The 18424-nt window shown below is 29.9% G+C and carries 20 protein-coding genes; 15 read left to right on the top strand and 5 right to left on the bottom strand.

Annotation, left to right across the window (positions count from 1 at the left end; all coding sequences use genetic code 11):
* Positions 1-7 precede the first annotated feature (7 nt).
* From pglA to pssA, 12 genes are all read left to right on the top strand, one after another.
* Entirely contained in the window at positions 8-1138 is a 1131-nt protein-coding gene (gene pglA, locus AJ887_RS03800) for a N,N'-diacetylbacillosaminyl-diphospho-undecaprenol alpha-1,3-N-acetylgalactosaminyltransferase (RefSeq protein ID WP_070233030.1), read from the top strand.
* Positions 1131-1733, top strand: coding sequence for an undecaprenyl phosphate N,N'-diacetylbacillosamine 1-phosphate transferase (pglC, locus tag AJ887_RS03795; RefSeq protein WP_070240209.1), 603 nt, complete (start codon positions 1131-1133; stop codon positions 1731-1733). Before pglA ends, pglC begins: the two co-directional genes overlap by 8 nt.
* On the top strand, positions 1720-2307 hold the full coding sequence (pglD, locus tag AJ887_RS03790; RefSeq protein WP_070240227.1) for a UDP-N-acetylbacillosamine N-acetyltransferase: 588 nt from the start codon (positions 1720-1722) through the stop codon (positions 2305-2307). The genes pglC and pglD overlap by 14 nt, the downstream gene beginning before the upstream one ends.
* Positions 2291-2917 (top strand): hypothetical protein, encoded by a 627-nt coding sequence (locus AJ887_RS03785; RefSeq protein ID WP_223209410.1) that lies wholly within the window; start codon positions 2291-2293, stop codon positions 2915-2917. Before pglD ends, AJ887_RS03785 begins: the two co-directional genes overlap by 17 nt.
* A 93-nt stretch (positions 2918-3010) precedes the next feature.
* The gene (gene pglE, locus AJ887_RS03780) at positions 3011-4171 is read left to right on the top strand and encodes a UDP-N-acetylbacillosamine transaminase (protein ID WP_002870511.1); all 1161 of its coding nucleotides are present in this window, start codon (positions 3011-3013) and stop codon (positions 4169-4171) included.
* Position 4172: 1 nt separating this feature from the next.
* Positions 4173-5945 (top strand): UDP-N-acetylglucosamine 4,6-dehydratase (configuration-retaining), encoded by a 1773-nt coding sequence (pglF, locus tag AJ887_RS03775; RefSeq protein WP_070240205.1) that lies wholly within the window; start codon positions 4173-4175, stop codon positions 5943-5945.
* The gene (locus AJ887_RS03770; RefSeq protein ID WP_053872406.1) at positions 5945-6838 is read left to right on the top strand and encodes a PDC sensor domain-containing protein; all 894 of its coding nucleotides are present in this window, start codon (positions 5945-5947) and stop codon (positions 6836-6838) included. Before pglF ends, AJ887_RS03770 begins: the two co-directional genes overlap by 1 nt.
* 112 nt (positions 6839-6950) lie before the next feature.
* Entirely contained in the window at positions 6951-7343 is a 393-nt protein-coding gene (locus tag AJ887_RS03765) for a chemotaxis response regulator CheY (protein ID WP_032603349.1), read from the top strand.
* 22 nt (positions 7344-7365) lie between these two features.
* A complete protein-coding gene (locus AJ887_RS03760) occupies positions 7366-8214 on the top strand; it encodes a 50S ribosomal protein L11 methyltransferase (protein ID WP_070240203.1) in 849 nt (282 codons plus the stop codon).
* A complete protein-coding gene (gene ftsH, locus AJ887_RS03755) occupies positions 8214-10151 on the top strand; it encodes an ATP-dependent zinc metalloprotease FtsH (RefSeq protein ID WP_002861832.1) in 1938 nt (645 codons plus the stop codon). Before AJ887_RS03760 ends, ftsH begins: the two co-directional genes overlap by 1 nt.
* Complete coding sequence (locus AJ887_RS03750) at positions 10148-10765, top strand: phosphatidylserine decarboxylase (protein WP_052949301.1); 618 nt, start codon at positions 10148-10150, stop codon at positions 10763-10765. The genes ftsH and AJ887_RS03750 overlap by 4 nt, the downstream gene beginning before the upstream one ends.
* 9 nt (positions 10766-10774) lie before the next feature.
* Complete coding sequence (gene pssA, locus AJ887_RS03745; RefSeq protein ID WP_002859122.1) at positions 10775-11503, top strand: CDP-diacylglycerol--serine O-phosphatidyltransferase; 729 nt, start codon at positions 10775-10777, stop codon at positions 11501-11503.
* Here pssA and AJ887_RS03740 read toward each other — a convergent pair.
* Positions 11494-12291, bottom strand: coding sequence for a ferritin-like domain-containing protein (locus tag AJ887_RS03740; protein WP_002870517.1), 798 nt, complete (start codon positions 12289-12291; stop codon positions 11494-11496). The two genes, pssA and AJ887_RS03740, sit on opposite strands and share 10 nt — an antisense overlap.
* Positions 12292-12380: 89 nt before the next feature.
* Between AJ887_RS03740 and AJ887_RS03735 the strand changes: the two genes are divergently transcribed.
* The 3 genes from AJ887_RS03735 (at position 12381) to cetZ (ending at position 14751) form a co-directional block, all read left to right on the top strand.
* Positions 12381-12740 carry a methionine-R-sulfoxide reductase gene (locus tag AJ887_RS03735; protein ID WP_070240201.1) on the top strand — a complete coding sequence of 120 codons (360 nt, stop codon included), beginning with the start codon at positions 12381-12383 and terminating at the stop codon, positions 12738-12740.
* 14 nt (positions 12741-12754) lie between these two features.
* Positions 12755-13381, top strand: coding sequence for a MarC family protein (locus AJ887_RS03730; RefSeq protein WP_079860883.1), 627 nt, complete (start codon positions 12755-12757; stop codon positions 13379-13381).
* Between the two features lie 80 nt (positions 13382-13461).
* Entirely contained in the window at positions 13462-14751 is a 1290-nt protein-coding gene (gene cetZ, locus AJ887_RS03725; RefSeq protein WP_002861827.1) for an energy taxis response protein CetZ, read from the top strand.
* A gap of 22 nt (positions 14752-14773) precedes the next feature.
* Here the strand turns inward: cetZ and aat are convergent, their stop codons facing one another.
* Genes aat through AJ887_RS03705 form a run of 4 tightly spaced genes read right to left on the bottom strand, consistent with a single transcriptional unit; the run spans position 14774 to position 18414 of the window.
* On the bottom strand, positions 14774-15421 hold the full coding sequence (aat, locus tag AJ887_RS03720; protein WP_002826100.1) for a leucyl/phenylalanyl-tRNA--protein transferase: 648 nt from the start codon (positions 15419-15421) through the stop codon (positions 14774-14776).
* On the bottom strand, positions 15396-17525 hold the full coding sequence (locus AJ887_RS03715; protein ID WP_070240197.1) for an AAA family ATPase: 2130 nt from the start codon (positions 17523-17525) through the stop codon (positions 15396-15398). Before AJ887_RS03715 ends, aat begins: the two co-directional genes overlap by 26 nt.
* Complete coding sequence (locus AJ887_RS03710; RefSeq protein WP_044779145.1) at positions 17522-17812, bottom strand: ATP-dependent Clp protease adaptor ClpS; 291 nt, start codon at positions 17810-17812, stop codon at positions 17522-17524. Before AJ887_RS03710 ends, AJ887_RS03715 begins: the two co-directional genes overlap by 4 nt.
* Positions 17812-18414, bottom strand: coding sequence for a TlpA disulfide reductase family protein (locus AJ887_RS03705; RefSeq protein ID WP_002888338.1), 603 nt, complete (start codon positions 18412-18414; stop codon positions 17812-17814). Before AJ887_RS03705 ends, AJ887_RS03710 begins: the two co-directional genes overlap by 1 nt.
* Between the last annotated feature and the right edge of the window lie 10 nt (positions 18415-18424).

Raw genomic sequence — 18424 nt, 5'->3', positions numbered from 1 at the left:
GTTGAAAATGAGAATAGGATTTTTATCTCATGCAGGAGCAAGTATTTATCATTTTAGAATGCCTATTATAAAAGCATTAAAAGATAGAAAAGATGAAGTTTTTGTTATAGTGCCACAAGATGAATACACGCAAAAACTTAGAGATCTTGGCTTAAAAGTAATTGTTTATGAGCTTTCAAGAGCTAGCTTAAATCCTTTTGTGGTTTTAAAGAATTTTTTTTATCTTGCTAAGGTTTTGAAAAATTTAAATCTTGATCTTATTCAAAGTGCGGCACACAAAAGCAATACCTTTGGAATTTTAGCAGCAAAATGGGCAAAAATTCCTTATCGTTTTGCTTTGGTAGAAGGCTTGGGATCTTTTTATATAGATCAAGGTTTTAAGGCAAATTTAGTGCGTTTTGTTATTAATAATCTTTATAAATTAAGTTTTAAATTTGCACACCAATTTATTTTTGTCAATGAAAGTAATGCTGAGTTTATGCGGAATTTAGGACTTAAGGAAAATAAAATTTGTGTGATAAAATCTGTAGGGATCAATTTAAAAAAATTTTTTCCTATTTATGTAGAATCGGAAAAAAAAGAGCTTTTTTGGAAAAATTTAAACATAGATAAAAAACCCATTGTGCTTATGATAGCAAGAGCTTTATGGCATAAAGGTGTAAAAGAATTTTATGAAAGTGCTGCTATGCTAAAAGACAAAGCAAATTTTGTTTTAGTTGGTGGAAGAGATGAAAATCCTTCTTGTGCAAGTTTGGAGTTTTTAAACTTGGGTGTGGTGCATTATTTGGGTGCTAGAAGTGATATAGTCGAGCTTTTGCAAAATTGTGATATTTTTGTTTTACCAAGCTATAAAGAAGGCTTTCCTGTAAGTGTTTTGGAGGCAAAAGCTTGTGGTAAGGCTATAGTGGTAAGTGACTGCGAAGGTTGTGTGGAGGCTATTTCTAATGCTTATGATGGACTTTGGGCAAAAACAAAAGATGCCAAGGATTTAAGCGAAAAAATTTCACTTTTATTAGAAGATGAAAAATTAAGAATAAATTTAGCTAAAAATGCCGCCCAAGATGTTTTGCAATACGATGAAAATAATATCGCACAGCGTTATTTAAAACTTTATGATAGGGTAATTAAGAATGTATGAAAAAGTTTTTAAAAGAATTTTTGATTTTATTTTAGCTTTAGTGCTTTTAGTACTTTTTTCTCCGGTGATTTTACTCACTGCTTTACTTTTAAAAATCACTCAAGGAAGTGTGATTTTCACTCAAAATCGCCCTGGGTTAGATGAAAAAATTTTTAAAATTTATAAATTTAAAACCATGAGTGATGAAAGAGATGAAAAGGGTGAGTTATTGAGCGATGAATTGCGTTTGAAAGCTTTTGGAAAAATTGTTAGAAGCTTAAGTTTGGATGAGCTTTTGCAACTTTTTAATGTTTTAAAAGGGGATATGAGTTTTGTTGGACCTAGGCCTCTTTTGGTTGAGTATTTACCCCTTTATAATGAAGAGCAAAAATTGCGTCATAAAGTGCGTCCAGGTATAACAGGATGGGCGCAGGTAAATGGAAGAAATGCTATTTCTTGGCAGAAAAAATTCGAGCTTGATGTGTATTATGTGAAAAATATTTCTTTTTTACTTGATTTAAAAATCATGTTTTTAACAGCCTTAAAGGTTTTAAAACGAAGCGGGGTAAGCAAAGAAGGTTATGTTACAACAGAGAAATTTAATGGCAAGAACTGAAAAAATTTATATTTATGGTGCTAGTGGTCATGGGCTTGTTTGTGAAGATGTGGCTAAAAATATGGGTTATAAAGAATGTATTTTTTTAGATGATTTTAAAGGAATGAAATTTGAAAGCACCTTGCCAAAATATGATATTTTTATAGCCATAGGAAACAATGAAATTCGAAAAAAGATTTATCAAAAAATTTTAGAAAATGGCTTTAAAATTGTTAATCTTATTCATAAAAGTGCGCTTATAAGTTCTAGTGCAAGTGTGGAAGAAAATGCAGGAATTTTAATCATGCCTTATGTAGTAGTTAATGCTAAAGCCAAAATAGAAAAAGGCGTGATTTTAAATACTTCAAGCGTGATTGAACATGAATGCGTGATAGGGGAATTTTCTCATGTGAGTGTGGGGGCTAAATGTGCGGGCAATGTAAAAATCGGTAAAAATTGTTTTTTAGGGATTAATTCTTGTGTTTTGCCTAATTTAAGCTTAGCAGATGGTAGTATTTTAGGTGGTGGAGCAACTTTGGTTAAAAGTCAAGATGAAAAAGGTGTTTTTATAGGAATACCTGCAAAAAGGATGTAAATTGCATTTTAATAACAATCTTGTTGTTCACTATATAGTAAATCCTTCGCCTTTGGGGTGGATTGTCATTAATTTACTAACCATATGTCTAATATGCTACATATTTCCTTTGAAAAATTCTTTAAAACACAAAAAACTTTTTAGTCTTAAAGCAAATGTAAATTCTAAAAATAGTAGGATTGTAAAATATACAGGTATTGCTGCTTTTTTGGGTGGATTAATAGGAATTTGGTATAATTTTGAAGGTTTTTATCAACTTCTTTTTTTCTTTGAATTAGAAAATGAAAATTTAAAAACACTTTGGAGTTTGCAAGTATCAGTTTCTTCTGTGATAACAGGTATGTTATTATTGTTGATGTACGTTATAAATTTAGCAATAGTTTGTGAAAATGGAATTTATATAGTTAGTAAATTTAATCTTTTTTATATGTATTTTATAAAACGAGAAGATTTGGAAATTGTTAAAATAGAAAAAATGAAATTTTTAAATCAAGTTGAAGTTTGTTTTGTTATCAAAACAAAAAATAAAATACTCCTTAAATGCTTTGAAAGTATTTATAAAAAAGAAGACTTAGAAAAGCTTAAAAATTGGTATGAAAACAAGCTTTGACTATAAAAAGAATTTAAATATTTGAATCTTGGTAATTTTTTTTAGATAAAATATATAAGGATAAAAAATTCTGCTTTATATAAAGGATAAAAAATGAGATTTTTTCTTTCTCCTCCGCATATGGGTGGTAATGAATTAAAATACATAGAAGAAGTTTTCAAAAGCAATTATATAGCACCTTTGGGTGAATTTGTAAATCGCTTTGAGCAAAGTGTAAAAGATTATAGCAAAAGTGAAAATGCCTTAGCTTTAAATTCAGCCACAGCGGCTTTGCATTTAGCTTTAAGGGTGGCAGGGGTAAAACAAGATGATATTGTTTTGGCTTCTTCTTTTACTTTTATCGCTTCAGTAGCACCTATTTGTTATCTTAAAGCAAAGCCTGTATTTATAGATTGTGATGAAACTTATAATATTGATGTAGATTTGTTAAAACTTGCTATTAAAGAATGTGAAAAAAAACCAAAAGCATTGATTTTAACTCATCTTTATGGTAATGCTGCAAAAATGGATGAAATTGTTGAAATTTGCAAAGAAAATGACATTGTTTTAATCGAAGATGCTGCCGAAGCTTTAGGAAGTTTTTATAAGAATAAAGCTTTAGGAACTTTTGGAGAATTTGGAGCTTATTCTTATAATGGCAATAAAATCATCACCACTTCAGGTGGAGGTATGCTTATAGGAAAAAATAAAGAAAAGATTGAAAAAGCAAGATTTTATAGCACTCAAGCAAGGGAAAATTATTTGCATTATGAACATTTAGATTATGGTTATAATTACCGTTTAAGCAATGTTTTAGGAGCTATTGGTGTAGCGCAAATGGAGGTTTTAGAACAAAGAGTGCTTAAAAAAAGAGAAATTTATGAGTGGTATAAAGAATTTTTAGGAGAGCATTTTAGCTTTTTAGATGAATTAGAAAATTCAAGAAGCAATCGCTGGTTAAGTACAGCTTTGATTGATTTTGATAAAAATGAACTTAATGCTTGTCAAAAAGATATAAATATCAGTCAAAAAAATATCGCTTTGCATCCAAAAATTTCAAAACTCATAGAAGATTTGAAAAATGAACAAATAGAAACAAGACCATTATGGAAAGCTATGCACACTCAAGAAGTATTTAAAGGAGCTAAGGCTTATCTTAATGGCAATAGTGAGTTATTTTTCCAAAAAGGAATTTGTTTGCCAAGTGGCACGGCGATGAGTAAAGATGATGTTTATGAAATTTCAAAACTGATCTTAAAGAGCATAAAGGCTTAAAATGATTTTTTATAAAAGCAAAAGATTAGCATTTTTTTTAACTTTAGATATTGTTTTAATTTTACTTAGCGTTTATCTGGCTTTTTCTTTGAGATTTAGTGGAGATATTCCGAGTATTTTTTATCATGGTATGATGATTTCTGCTATTATTTTGCTTGTTTTAAAACTTTTATTTTTGTTTGTTTTTAGAATTTATAAAGTAGCTTGGAGATTTTTTTCTCTCAATGAAGCAAGAAAAATTTTTATTGCTTTGTTTTTAGCTGAGTTTTGTTTTTTTCTTATTTTTTATTTTTTTAGTGATTTTTTTAATCCTTTTCCAAGAAGTGCTATTGTGATAGATTTTGTTCTTTCTTATATGTTTATAGGTACTTTAAGAATTAGCAAAAGAATGCTTGTGGATTTTAAACCTTCTAAAATGAAAGAAGAAGAAACTCCTTGTATTGTAGTAGGGGCAACTTCTAAGGCTTTGCATTTGTTAAAAGGCGCAAAAGAAGGTTCTTTAGGGCTTTTTCCTGTGGGTGTAGTTGATGCGAGGAAAGAGCTTATAGGGACTTATTGTGATAAATTTATTGTAGAAGAAAAAGAAAAAATAAAATCTTATGTAGAGCAAGGGGTAAAAACTGCCATTATTGCTTTAAGACTTGAACAAGAAGAGCTTAAAAAACTTTTTGAAGAACTTGTAGCTTATGGTATTTGCGATGTAAAAATATTTTCTTTTACAAGAAATGAAGCAAGAGATATCAGTATAGAAGACTTGCTTGCTAGAAAACCAAAAGATTTAGACGATAGTGCTGTGGCGGCTTTTTTAAAAGACAAGGTAGTTTTGGTAAGTGGAGCAGGTGGAACTATAGGCAGTGAACTTTGTAAGCAATGTATTAAATTTGGCGCTAAGCATCTTATCATGGTTGATCATAGTGAGTATAATCTTTATAAAATCAATGATGATTTAAATTTATATAAAGAAAAAATTACTCCTATTTTGTTAAGTATTTTAGATAAGCAAAGTTTAGATGAGGTATTAAAAACTTATAAACCTGAGCTTATTTTACATGCAGCCGCTTATAAACATGTGCCTCTTTGCGAACAAAATCCACATTCAGCAGTAATTAATAATATTTTAGGAACTAAAATTTTATGCGATAGTGCTAAAGAAAATAAAGTAGCTAAATTTGTGATGATAAGTACAGATAAAGCAGTACGACCAACAAATATTATGGGTTGCACTAAGAGAGTTTGCGAGCTTTATACTTTAAGTATGAGTGATGAAAATTTTGAAGTTGCTTGTGTGCGTTTTGGTAATGTTTTAGGTTCTAGTGGTAGTGTGATACCGAAATTTAAAGCACAAATTGCCAATAATGAGCCTTTAACTTTAACACACCCTGATATAGTGCGTTATTTTATGCTTGTGGCTGAGGCAGTGCAACTTGTTTTACAAGCTGGAGCTATCGCAAAAGGGGGAGAACTTTTTGTTTTGGATATGGGTAAGCCTGTAAAAATCATAGATTTAGCTAAAAAAATGCTTTTACTTTCTAATCGCAATGATTTAGAAATTAAAATCACAGGCTTAAGAAAAGGTGAGAAGCTTTATGAAGAGCTTTTGATTGATGAAAATGATGCTAAAACACAATATGAGAGTATTTTTGTAGCAAAGAATGAGAAGGTTGATCTTGATTGGCTTAATAAAGAGATAGAAAATTTACAAATATGTGAAGATATTTCAGAGGCTTTATTAAAGATTGTGCCTGAATTTAAACACAATAAAGAAGGTGTATAATGTATATAAAAGATATACAAAGATTTGAAGATAATCGCTATCGTGCTAGAGCTTATATGAGTTATATTTTAACAAGAAATTTACCTAATAAACTTCCTGATATTCACCTTGAAACGATTAAAACAGCTTTGGATAAAATAGCTCATGAAGTTGTTGTTTTTGATGCTTTGTATATTTTAGATATTTCAGGCATGCAAATAGAAAATGCGATTTCCTTAAATAAGGCTCATGAAATAGGGCAGGGTGAGGATAGAAGTACTCGTTCTTATTTTTATAGAGCTGTAAAATTAAGACGATGCGTTTTAAGCGATCCTTATCCTTCGGTTTTAAACAACGAACTTTGCGTGACAGCTTCTATGCCAATTTACGATGATAAAAATAACTTGCTTTTTGTTGTTTGTATCGATATCAAGCTTGAAGATATTTTAAGGATTATTCAAGCAGGAAAATTTGAGTTTATTTTTACTCAATTTAGTCGTTTGGTATATTTTTGTTTCGCACTGGTTTTATTTGTGATTACTTGCTTTTTATTTCAAAAAGGTTTTTTTAGTCTTTTTGATAATCAAGCTATAGGTATAGAACATATGTTTGAAAGTACTATTGCTATAACTTTAGCTTTAGCTATTTTCGATTTGGCAAAAACTTTGATCGAACAAGAAGTATTAGGAAAAACAAAAAAAGAAGAAGGCGGAATTCAAAAAACTATGGTGAGATTTTTAGGTTCTATTATCATTGCTTTGGCTATAGAAGCTTTGATGTTGGTATTTAAACTTGCTATTGGTGATTTTTCTCAGATGATTTATGCGATTTATCTTATCGGTGGAGTGAGCTTGCTTCTTTTAGGTTTAAGTGTATATTTATTTACGGTTAAGTATAAAAATAATAATATTTGAGTAAAATTTTAAATAAAAGATGATATAATGCTATTTTTTAAAATTTTTTAGCTTGATTAATAAGGCTAAAAAGGGTAAAATAAAACTATAAAAACTTTGAAAGGACGAAATTGTGAAATTGTTAGTTGTTGATGACAGTTCTACTATGAGAAGGATTATTAAAAATACCCTAACAAGACTTGGACACGATGATGTTTTAGAAGCTGAGCATGGCGTTGAAGCTTGGGATTTATTAACTAAAAATGAAGATGTAAAAGTTTTAATTACAGATTGGAATATGCCAGAAATGAATGGCTTGGAGTTGGTAAAAAAAGTAAGAGCAGAGAAAAAATATGAAGATATGCCCATTATCATGGTTACAACTGAGGGCGGAAAAGCTGAAGTGATTACTGCTTTAAAAGCTGGCGTAAATAACTATATTGTAAAACCTTTTACTCCACAAGTTTTAAAAGAAAAGCTTGAAGATGTTTTAGGAATAGGAAGTGGAGAAGGTGCAGCTGAGTAAAGGCTGATTTTTAAAATTCTAAATGCAAAAAAAATATTACGAATTGTTCTTTATCGTAGAAGAGCAGTATAAAAATTTATTTCTTGATTTTGCTTTTGATTTAGGTATAGAAGCTATAGAAGAGAAAGATAATGGTGTTTATATTAGATCCCATGAAAGTTTAGAAGATCTTTCATGGGCACTTGAAATATTTGCTCAAAAACTTACAACTACTTTCAATTTAAACCATAAAATTATTTCTAATTTAAGTCTTGTAGAGAAAGAAAACAAGGACTGGATACAAGAATATAAAAACGGCATAAAACCTATTTTGGTGGATAATGTTTATATCCATACCACTTGGCAAGAAGAAAAAAAGAATTATATAAATATAAAGATTAATCCAGCCTTAGCCTTTGGCTCAGGACATCATGAAAGCACATATTCTTGTGTAAAATTTTTACAAAAATTTTCTAAAAGTAAATTAAGAGCCTTAGATCTTGGTTGCGGTAGTGGAATTTTAGGTATTATCATGGCAAAGTTTGGTTGTAATGTTGAAATTTGTGATACTGATGAGTTGGCTATCGATAGTTCTTTGGAAAATGCAAGATTAAATGATGTCGATTTTCATAAGACTTGGTGTGGATCTATAGATAAAGCAAATGGTTTATATAACCTAATTGTTGCAAATATCATTGCAGATGTGATTTTAATTTTAGAAAAAGATATTAAAAACCATTTAGAAGATAATGCTATACTTATTTTGTCAGGAATTTTAGATAAATATTCAACAAGAATTAAAGAAAAATTTCAAGATTTAGAACTCATTGATGAAATGCAAATCAATGAGTGGTGTAGTTTTGTATATAAAAACAATAAAAAGGATAAGTAATGAATAATAATACCCCAAATAATAAGGGTAATCCGCAGGGTAATAATTTTTTTAACAAAAATCCCATTTTTATTTTTGCGATTTTTGCAATTGTAATGATAATTATTTTTAAGGGATTTTTTGATGGCAATGGTTCTTTTGGTGGGGCATTGAATGGTAATGAAGTAAATAAAAATGTCCCTTATTCTGAGTTAAAAAAGCTTATTGAAAATGGACAAATCAATCAAGTTAGTATAGGACAAACAACAATCAAAGCAATTTCAAGCTCTCACAATACTGTTTATACAGCAAAAAAAGTTAACGATCCTGAGCTTGTGAGTTTACTAGATAGTAAAAATATCGCTTATGGTGCGTATTCTGAAACAAATTGGTTTACGGATATACTTTTTTCATGGGTTTTGCCAGTATTTATTTTCTTTGGTATTTGGATGTTTTTGGCAAGTCGTATGCAAAAAAATATGGGAAGTTCTATATTGGGCATAGGAAGCTCTAAGAAGCTTGTAAATTCAGAAAAACCTAAAGTAAAATTTAGCGATGTGGCTGGTGTTGAAGAAGCTAAAGAAGAAGTAAAAGAAATTGTAGATTTTTTAAAGTATCCTGAAAGATATATTAAATTGGGAGCGAAAATTCCAAAAGGGCTTTTGCTTGTTGGGCCTCCAGGTACAGGAAAAACCTTGCTTGCAAAAGCAGTTGCAGGTGAAGCTGATGTGCCGTTTTTTAGTGTTTCAGGCTCGTCTTTTATAGAAATGTTTGTGGGTGTAGGTGCTTCTCGTGTGAGAGATTTGTTTGAAAATGCAAAAAAAGAAGCTCCTGCTATTGTTTTCATAGATGAAATAGATGCTATTGGTAAAAGTCGTGCGGCAAGTGGCATGATGGGTGGAAACGATGAAAGAGAACAAACTTTAAATCAGCTTTTGGCTGAAATGGATGGCTTTGGGACAGAAAGTTCCCCAGTCATTGTTTTAGCAGCAACAAATCGCCCAGAAGTTTTAGATGCAGCACTTTTAAGACCAGGAAGGTTTGATAGACAAGTTTTGGTTGATAAACCTGATTTTAAAGGTAGGTGTGATATTTTAAAAGTGCACATGAAAGATGTAAAAATCTCCCCAAAAGTTAAGGTAGAAGACATAGCACGCTTAACCGCAGGGCTTGCAGGAGCTGATCTTGCAAATATTATTAATGAAGCGGCACTTTTAGCGGGTAGGGATTCTAAAAAATATGTAGAACAAAATGATTTAGTTGAAGCTGTTGAAAGAGCTATAGCAGGACTTGAGAAGAAATCACGTCGTATTAATGAAAAAGAAAAGAAAATTGTTACTTATCATGAATGTGGTCATGCTTTAATCGCTGAAACTACCAAAGGTGCAAAACGTGTAAGTAAGGTTTCTGTGATTCCGCGTGGTCTTGCGGCTTTAGGTTATACTTTAAATACTCCTGAGGAAAATAAATTTTTAATGCAAAAACATGAACTTATCGCTGAAGTAGATGTACTTTTGGGTGGTCGTGCAGCTGAAGAAGTGTTTATAGGTGAAATTTCAACGGGTGCAAGTAATGATTTAGAAAGAGCAACCGATATCATAAAAGCTATGATTTCTATGTATGGTATGAGTGAAATTGCAGGACTTATGGTGCTTGAAAAACAAAGAAATACTTTCTTAAGTGGTGGACAAACCATAAAAGATTATTCTGAAAAGATGGCAGAATCTTTAGATGATTATGTAAAGAAAACCTTAGATGAACGCTATAAAGATGTTAAAGATACTTTAAATACTTATAAAGGAGCGATTGAGACTATGGTAGCAGCCCTTTATGAAGAAGAGACTATCGAAGGCGCTAAAGTGCGTGAGATTATTAAAGAGTTTGAGGAACAAAATAGTCTACCAACTCGTTTGCAAGAGCTCGAAGAAGTTAAAATTGAAGTTAAAGTAGAAGAATGAAAGATTTTATTGCAAAAGATGGATATTTAAGTCTTATTATTTTAAGCTTGATTTTTATTTTTGTGTGGATTTTTTATTCTTTTTCCATCCTACTATTAGCATTAATTGTAATTTGTATTTTTCTTTTTAGAGCACCCAAAAGAGAACTTGCTTGTAGTGATGAAAAAGCTATTTTTGCACCTATAGATGGTAGGGTTGCTAAAATAGAAAATATTCATCATAAAGATTTAGGTGAATGTGTTGAAATTACTATTAAAAATGCTCTTTATGATGCTGGGAATTTTAATACACCTTTTGCAATGTCTATAATAGATATTCGTTTACGACACGGGCTTTTTTTGTGCAGTGAGTTAAAATCTGCAAAAATGATGAATGAAAGAGCTTTTATTTTGGCAAAAGTTAAAGAGAATAAAACGATAGCTTTGCGAATTTATGCAGGTTCTTTTGATAGAAAATTAAAGCTCGATAATATTTCTCATGATTTAAAAGCAGGAGATAGAATGGGTTTTTTAATTAATGGCTCTATAAGTTTACTTTTACCAAAAGATACTAGAATTCATATAGGCTTAAATGATGAAATTAAAGCAGGTTCATTGTTAGGCTATTTTGCGTAAGGAAAAATAATGAATAACAGACCGCAATTAATTTATATTTTACCCAATCTTTTTACAGCTGCTTCAGCTTTTTTAGGGGTTATTTCTATTATAGCTTCAATACATGGAAATTATTATACAGCTTTGATTTATATTATTTTATCTTTGATTTGCGATGGGCTTGATGGCCGTGTTGCAAGACTTACAAATTCTACTTCAAAATTTGGAGTAGAATTTGATTCTTTAGCCGATCTAGTAGCTTTTGGAGTTGCTCCAGCGGTTCTTTTTTATATGGCTATAGGTTATGATTTTGGAAAACTTGGATCTTTGATTACGGCTTTTTTTGTGGTTTTTGGAGCCATTCGTTTGGCGAGATTTAATGTTACTACAGGCACTTATGAACCTTCTGTTTTTATAGGTCTTCCTATACCTACTGCAGCAGTTGTGAGTGCTATATGGACTTATGCGTTTATCAGTTATGATTTTTTAAAGCCTTATGGTGTAGTTTTTTTGGTGCTTCAAGCAATTTTAGGGCTTTTAATGGTAAGTAATATACGCTATCCCAGCTTTAAAAAGCTTGATTTTAATCGTTCTAGTGTTTTAAAAGTTTTGATTATTTTAATTATAATATTTTCATTTTTATATCTTTACCCCCTTGAAAGTTTAGTAATTTTAGCAAGCTTGTATGTGCTTTATGGAATTATTCGGGTTTTATATACCATTATTGTTTCAAAATTTAAGATAAGAAATCAAGAGTAAAATTTTTCAATGACTTCGCATTCTTCTTGAGTAAAACCAGCTTTGATTCTTGCCTGAATGTTAAGTTTTTTTCCTGCAAGAGAGAATTGTTTAAATGTTTTGCAAAGTTCGATAAAATCATACTTGTTTTGATTTGAAAATTTCCACCAAGTATCTCCTTTTTTAACGTGTTTTATTTCATCATTAAGTATAATTTCAAGATATTCCATTAAAAGATTTTTAATGGAGTGATTGGAGCTTTCAAGTTTTTGAACAACAAAGGGGTTGGCATCAAGCCCTTTAGCTTCTAAACCTCTATGAACTACTCCCATTCTAAAGCTTAAAGAGTCTTTTGTAGCTTCTAGAGCAGATTCTAAATTATCATGCACTGGAAAATCTCCATATTTGTAACCAAGTTCTTCAAGTACTGAATTTAAAAGTTTGAAATGTTTAATTTCCTCATCTGCTACCTCCAGCCAATCGTAATAAAATTGCAAAGGTAGATTTTTAAAGCGATAACTAGCATCTAAAGCTAGGTTAATTGCATTAAATTCTATATGAGCGACTGAATGAATTATTTTAGCAAGCGCATGAGTTGAATTGACAAATTTAGGTCTTCTTATACGCGTAGGATGAAGTAAGGTAATTTGTTGTGATGTATTTTTTTTGAAAATGCTTTGATTCTCGTGATTAAAAATAAATTTGTGGCTTTTAAAGTCTTCATAAAAATTTTGAAAAGAGTGAAATTTTATATTTGTATTTTTTTCATATAAAATATTTTGAAGCTCTTGAAAAAATTCTTTTTGCATTTAAAACTTTCTTGAAAATTATAAAAATTTATCATTTAAAATTGAAATTTTAATTATATAATATAAAAATTATTTTACAAGGGTAGATCATGAAAGAATTAAATGAAGAAGAAAAAAAAGTAATTTTAAATAAAGGAACAGAAGCTCCTTTTAGTGGGAAATATAATGATTTTTATGAAAAAGGAATTTATCAATGCAAGCAATGTGGAGCTTCGCTTTATAAATCCGAAGATAAATTTAAATCAGGTTGTGGATGGCCTAGCTTTGATGATGAAATAAGAGGGGCTATTAAAAGAATTCCTGATAAAGATGGGATTAGAACCGAGATTGTGTGTGCAAACTGCAATGGACATTTAGGTCATGTTTTTGAAGGAGAAGGGTTTTCTGCTAAAAATGTAAGACATTGTGTAAATTCTATTTCTTTGAAATTTGTAAAAACTAAGGATTGATAATGTTTTCTAGTATGGGTTCTGAGCTTTATTTGATATTTTTTGCTGCAATTACTTTACTTGCCATCTTAAATCCTTTTGGTAATTTAACTCAATTTTTGGCTATGAGTGATGGATTACCTATAATGCTTCGGAAAAAACTTTTTAGAACTATTCTCTATACAGCTTTTACTATAGTTTTGGTATTTTTATTATCAGGACCTTTATTTATGAACTATATTTTTAGAGTTTCATTAGATGATTTAAGGGTTTCTGGTGGTTTGGTTCTTATTGTAATGGCTATTAAAAATTTACTTTTTTCAACAAAAATTGTAACTAAGGATTTTAGTTCTTATCAGGATATGGATGATAAGGAAATTTTAAGACAGAGTTTAATACCTATGGCATTTCCTATGCTTGTTGGACCTGGAACTTTAGCTAGTATTGTCGTTATAGCCGAAGATGGTGGGCTTGATGTTGCTCTTGGCGGAGTAATGATAGCTTTTATATTTATGTTTGTACTTTTTCATTTTGCAGCTACTATAGAAAAAATAGTTGGAAAATTGATTTTACATGTTTTTTCTCGCATAGCACAAGTGTTTATTGCTGCTATGGGATTTAAGATGATTATTGTAGGTTTAAAGGATATATTTAACTTATAAATTAATATAATTTTAAGTAAATAATACTATATAAATATGATATAATTTTAAAATAATTTATTATTAAAAAGGTGAGTTTTATGTTTGGTGCTAAGAAAAATAATACTGAAATAATTGAACAACTTGAAAAAAAGTGTAATGGTTTAGGAGATATTTTAAGATCTATTGGGAATACCATGGCGGTAATTGAATTTACCACCGATGGCGTTATTTTAGAGGCAAATCAAAATTTTTTAACAACTATGAAATACTCCCTTTCAGAGATCAAGGGCAAGCATCATAGTATGTTTTGTTTGCCTGAAGTTGTTAATTCTTCAGCATATAGTGATTTTTGGAAAGATTTAAGAGATGGAAAAGCTAGAAGTGGTCTTTTTAGACGTATAGCTAAGGGAGGGATAGATGTTTATTTAGAAGCAAATTATCTTCCAATTAGTGATAATAATGGTCATGTTTATAAAATTATTAAATTTGCCAATGATATAACTCAAAGACATTATGAAATGCTTGATCTTAGAAATACTATTGCTGCTGCTAATCGTTCTATGGCTATTATTGAATTTAAACCTGATGGGACTATTATTACGGCTAATGAAAATTTTTTAAGAACTATGGATTTTAATATTGATGAGATTAAAGGAAAGCATCATAGTATGTTCTGTGATTCTAATTATAGACACTCTAAGGACTATGTTCAATTTTGGGAAGATTTAAGAGAGGGCAAATTTCAATCAGGTAAATATATAAGATACGGAAGAAATAATAAAAAAGTATACCTTGAAGCAAGTTATAATCCGGTTAAAAATGATGATGGGAAAATTTACAAGGTTATTAAATTTGCTACAGATATAAGCGAACAAGTTAAAAAAGATCAAGAAAAACTTCGCCTCATAAGCGAACTTGCAGAAAAAAATGATAATCTTACTCAAGATGGAGATCGTGTAATTGAAAACACTGTTTCAAATGTTCAGAATATTGCTGATATGATGTCTCAAAGTTCAAATCTTGTTTCTTCATTAAATCAACAATCAGATGAAATTAAATCTATTATTCAGACTATTAGTGATATTGCTGATCAGACTAATCTGCTTGCTTTAAATGCTGCTATTGAGGCAGCGCGTGCTGGTGAACATGGTAGAGGTTTTGCTGTTGTTGCTGATGAAGTAAGAAATTTAGCCGAAAGAACAGGGCATTCAGTTAATGAAATTACCACTACGATTAATTCTATTCGTAATGTTACATCACAAGTGGTTGAGAGTATTAAAAGCGGTTTAGAGGATGTTAATCAGAGTGTTGAACTTGCAAAAGAAGCAAGAGAATGTATGGAGAAAATTCGTGAAAGCTCTGCTGAAGTTGCTAAAGCAATGTCATAAGCGTGATTTTCACGCTTATTTTTTAAGTAATTAAATCTTTAAAATTTTTAAAACCACTTTCTTGATTGCATTTTTCTTTTAAAATATTTAAAAATTCTTTCCTAGAAATATTATGAGCACCCATAAATTCTAAATGTTGGTTATAAACTTGACAATCTATGATAAAATCATAAGGTTTTAATAAATCACAAAGTTTAATCATGGCAACTTTAGATGCATTTTTTTTAATGCTTACCATGCTTTCACCAAAGAAAACCTTGCCTAAAATTAAACCATAAATTCCACCTATAAGTTCATTATTTTCATAAAGTTCAAGGCTATGCGCATAGCCTTGGGTAAATAACTTATAATAAGTGGTAATAAATTCATCATCTATCCAGCTTTGAGAGCGTGTATCGCGACATAATGTAATTAATTTTAAAAAATCATAATCAAGTTTAATTTGATAGAGATTAATAAATTTTTTCATATTTTTTTGGATGTGAATTTGATTTGGAATTAAAATGCATCTAGGATCTGGACACCACCAAGTTACAGGTTTACTTGTCCATGGGAATAGACCAAAAGTATAAGCTTTTACAATAAAATCAGCTTCTAAATTTTGACTTAAAAATACAGGAGCATTTTTAGGTGCATTGAGTAATTTAGAATATAAATTCGAGCTTTCCATTTTTACCAAGTTTGATTTTAGCTATACCGCCTTTTTTAAGCTTTCCGAATAAAATTTCATCACTGATTTTTTCTCCTATTTCCTCAGAAATTATGCGTTTTAAAAGCCTTACTCCAAATTCTTTATTATAGGCTTTTTTAGCTAAATAAATTTTGGCTTTATCGTCCGCTGATAATTTTACATTGTTTAAATTTTTAGAAATTTCATCAAGTTCTTTTTCGATAATTTTAACAAGTATAGCATCGTTTAAATCATTAAAATGCAAAATTTTATCAATGCGATTAATAAATTCTGGAGCAAAAAAATCTTTGATAGCACGATTACTTTTTTCTTCATTTTTACTTAAAAAACCAAGCTCATTGCTTTCTTTAAGTCCTAGATTGGATGTCATAATAATGATTGTATTTTTAAAATCTACTTTAAGACCGCTATTGTCGGTGAGTTCAGCATTGTCAAAAATCTGTAAAAAGGTATTACTTAAATCAGGATGAGCCTTTTCTATTTCGTCAAAAAGAACAAGACTGAAAGGATTTTTGCGAATAGCATTGCTTAAAAGTCCACCCTCTTCAAAACCTATATATCCAGCTGGAGATCCTATTAGTTTACTTATAGTATGTTTTTCTGCATATTCACTCATATCAAAGCGTTCTAAATTTAAACCTAAAAATTCAGCTAAAGTTTTGCAAAGTTCTGTTTTTCCAACTCCACTTGATCCAGTAAACAAAAACACTCCGCGTGGTGTATTGGAATTTTTAAATCCTGCGAAACTTTGCTTAAGTGATGAAACAAGGCTATCTATAACTTCATCTTGGCCAAAAATTTTTGCTTTTAAATTTGCTTTTAAATTCATTAAAGCTTTATTTTGATCGAATTCAAACATTTTGTGATGGTGGGTCATTTTTGCTAAAACATTTTCTAAATCTTTTAAATTGGCATTTTTTTTAGCTTTTGGATTTAAAGCAAAAGAAGCACCAAGTTCATCGACCAGATCTATAGCACAATCAGGTAAAAATTTATCATTAAAAAATTTTTTACCCCAAATTACAGCATATTGAAGAATTTCATCGTTTAATTTTATATGATGAAATTCTTCATATTTGTTTTTTAATCCTTTCAGAATTTGCAAGCTTTCTTCTTGGCTTGGTTCATCTACATTTATTTTAGCAAAACGGCGACTTAGGGGTTTATTTTTATCAAAAGTATTTTTATATTCCATAAAAGTTGTTGCACCTATGCATTTTAAAGTTCCATTACTTAGAGCCGGTTTTAAAAGATTGGAAAAATCAGTATGAGATTCTCCTGTACTTCCAGCTCCTACTATAGTGTGAATTTCATCAATAAATAAAATAGCATTGGGTATTTTCTCAAGTTCATTTAAAATTTCTTTAATTCTTTTCTCAAAATCTCCACGGTATTTTGTTCCCGCAAGTATACTAGCCATATCAAGACTAAAAATTTTTGCATTTTGTAAGTTTTTAGGCACCTTTTTTTCCGCAATAGCCAATGCTAATCCTTCTACAATGGCCGTTTTGCCAACTCCTGCCTCTCCTACTAAAATAGGATTATTTTTTTTGCGACGTGAAAGAATTTGCATCATTCTTTCAAGTTCAAATTTTCTTCCTATTAAAGGATCAATCTTGCCATTTTGAGCTAAAAGTGTTAAATCACTTGTGTGGTTGCTTAAATTTTGTATATTTTCATGATTTTGAAGTTCTTGAATTTTGTTAAGATTTATGTTGTGTTTTTTTAAGAGATAGCTAGAATAACTTCTTGAATCCTGTATGAGCTTTTCTAAAAAATCTATAATTTTAATTTCATTATTTTTATTTTTAAGTGAAAGTAAGATTTCATCTAAAACAACAGATATTGTAGGTTCTATTTCTTGTTTAATAATTTGATTGTTTTGAGAAATGTAATTTTTTAATTCAGTTTCTAGAAGTTCAAGATCTCCATCTGAAAATTCTTCAAATATATCCTTAAAATCAGTGCTTAGTTTTAGTAATGCAAACAGTACATGCTCACAGGTAACAAATTCATGGTGGTTTATTAAGCTTAGATTTTTGGCATTATCAAGATATTTTTGTAAATTTTCTTGGTATTTCATTCTTCTTCCACCTTTGCTTGTAGTGGAAAATTAGCAAGTTTAGCCGCATCTATAACTTTTTTTTGTTTTGAAAGAGCTATTTCTTGAGTGTAAATGCCACAAATTCCAGAACCATTGTGATGAATTTCTAACATTGTTTGACTTGCTTTTTCAAGGTTTTGATGAAAAATATTCATCAAAATTTCTATGACAAAATCCATGGTTGTTACATCATCATTTAAGAGTATAACTTTATACATTTTTGGTTCACTAAGTTTTATTTGCTCTAGAGTTTGGGTTTTTGGCATTATTTTCCTTTGTAGATTTTATTTAAATCTTCTTGCATGAGTTCTGTTGGAATTTTGCCAAGATAAAAATTTGTTGGAGTATTATTATTCCAGTAATCGCTTATTTTTTGATAAATTCCATTTTTTAAAACAACTTTAAAAGGAAGTTGCTCCATATTTTGATAGTCTATATCTTTTAAAATTTGAGCAATAATACGATCGTTAGAGCTGCCATTGCTTAGAAAATAGTAAGCACCATAATCATCTGCGAATTTTTTAACTGTTTCATCGCTAACATCTTCAAAATGTGTAAGTCCTATAATGATAAATTTGCTAGAATTATTTTTCCAAAGTTTGCTAAGATCTAAAGCTTCTTCTTTGCATGGGGTGCAAAAAGTGCCAAAAAAATCAAACATTAGAACTTTTCCTTCCTCTCCTTCTACCACAAAACCTTTATCTGTTCTTATTAAAGTTTTGCTTCCACCATTTACACTATTTAATACTATTTTATCTCCTTTGTGATACTCTTCAAACATAAAATCATTTTGAATTTCTTCTTCTTTGGAGCAAGCATTAAGAAAAAATGCTAAACTTATTAAAAATAGGGTTAAAATTTTTTTCATTTAATTTCCT

The sequence above is a fragment of the Campylobacter sp. BCW_6466 genome (assembly GCF_001762835.1).
Lineage (GTDB): Bacteria > Campylobacterota > Campylobacteria > Campylobacterales > Campylobacteraceae > Campylobacter_D > Campylobacter_D jejuni.
The sequence above is the reverse complement of the archived record's forward strand: the minus strand, read 5'-3'. Positions and strand labels throughout refer to the sequence as shown.

What these genes read in the sequence shown, in the direction of transcription:
- pglA (WP_070233030.1), top strand. Translation starts at nt 8, where the DNA reads ATGAGAATAGGATTTTTATCTCATGCAGGAGCAAGTATTTATCATTTT.
- pglC (WP_070240209.1), top strand. Translation starts at nt 1,131, where the DNA reads ATGTATGAAAAAGTTTTTAAAAGAATTTTTGATTTTATTTTAGCTTTA.
- pglD (WP_070240227.1), top strand. Translation starts at nt 1,720, where the DNA reads ATGGCAAGAACTGAAAAAATTTATATTTATGGTGCTAGTGGTCATGGG.
- pglE (WP_002870511.1), top strand. Translation starts at nt 3,011, where the DNA reads ATGAGATTTTTTCTTTCTCCTCCGCATATGGGTGGTAATGAATTAAAA.
- pglF (WP_070240205.1), top strand. Translation starts at nt 4,173, where the DNA reads ATGATTTTTTATAAAAGCAAAAGATTAGCATTTTTTTTAACTTTAGAT.
- AJ887_RS03770 (WP_053872406.1), top strand. Translation starts at nt 5,945, where the DNA reads ATGTATATAAAAGATATACAAAGATTTGAAGATAATCGCTATCGTGCT.
- AJ887_RS03760 (WP_070240203.1), top strand. Translation starts at nt 7,366, where the DNA reads ATGCAAAAAAAATATTACGAATTGTTCTTTATCGTAGAAGAGCAGTAT.
- ftsH (WP_002861832.1), top strand. Translation starts at nt 8,214, where the DNA reads ATGAATAATAATACCCCAAATAATAAGGGTAATCCGCAGGGTAATAAT.
- AJ887_RS03750 (WP_052949301.1), top strand. Translation starts at nt 10,148, where the DNA reads ATGAAAGATTTTATTGCAAAAGATGGATATTTAAGTCTTATTATTTTA.
- pssA (WP_002859122.1), top strand. Translation starts at nt 10,775, where the DNA reads ATGAATAACAGACCGCAATTAATTTATATTTTACCCAATCTTTTTACA.
- AJ887_RS03740 (WP_002870517.1), bottom strand. Translation starts at nt 12,291, where the DNA reads ATGCAAAAAGAATTTTTTCAAGAGCTTCAAAATATTTTATATGAAAAA.
- AJ887_RS03735 (WP_070240201.1), top strand. Translation starts at nt 12,381, where the DNA reads ATGAAAGAATTAAATGAAGAAGAAAAAAAAGTAATTTTAAATAAAGGA.
- AJ887_RS03730 (WP_079860883.1), top strand. Translation starts at nt 12,755, where the DNA reads ATGGGTTCTGAGCTTTATTTGATATTTTTTGCTGCAATTACTTTACTT.
- cetZ (WP_002861827.1), top strand. Translation starts at nt 13,462, where the DNA reads ATGTTTGGTGCTAAGAAAAATAATACTGAAATAATTGAACAACTTGAA.
- aat (WP_002826100.1), bottom strand. Translation starts at nt 15,421, where the DNA reads ATGGAAAGCTCGAATTTATATTCTAAATTACTCAATGCACCTAAAAAT.
- AJ887_RS03715 (WP_070240197.1), bottom strand. Translation starts at nt 17,525, where the DNA reads ATGAAATACCAAGAAAATTTACAAAAATATCTTGATAATGCCAAAAAT.
- AJ887_RS03710 (WP_044779145.1), bottom strand. Translation starts at nt 17,812, where the DNA reads ATGCCAAAAACCCAAACTCTAGAGCAAATAAAACTTAGTGAACCAAAA.
- AJ887_RS03705 (WP_002888338.1), bottom strand. Translation starts at nt 18,414, where the DNA reads ATGAAAAAAATTTTAACCCTATTTTTAATAAGTTTAGCATTTTTTCTT.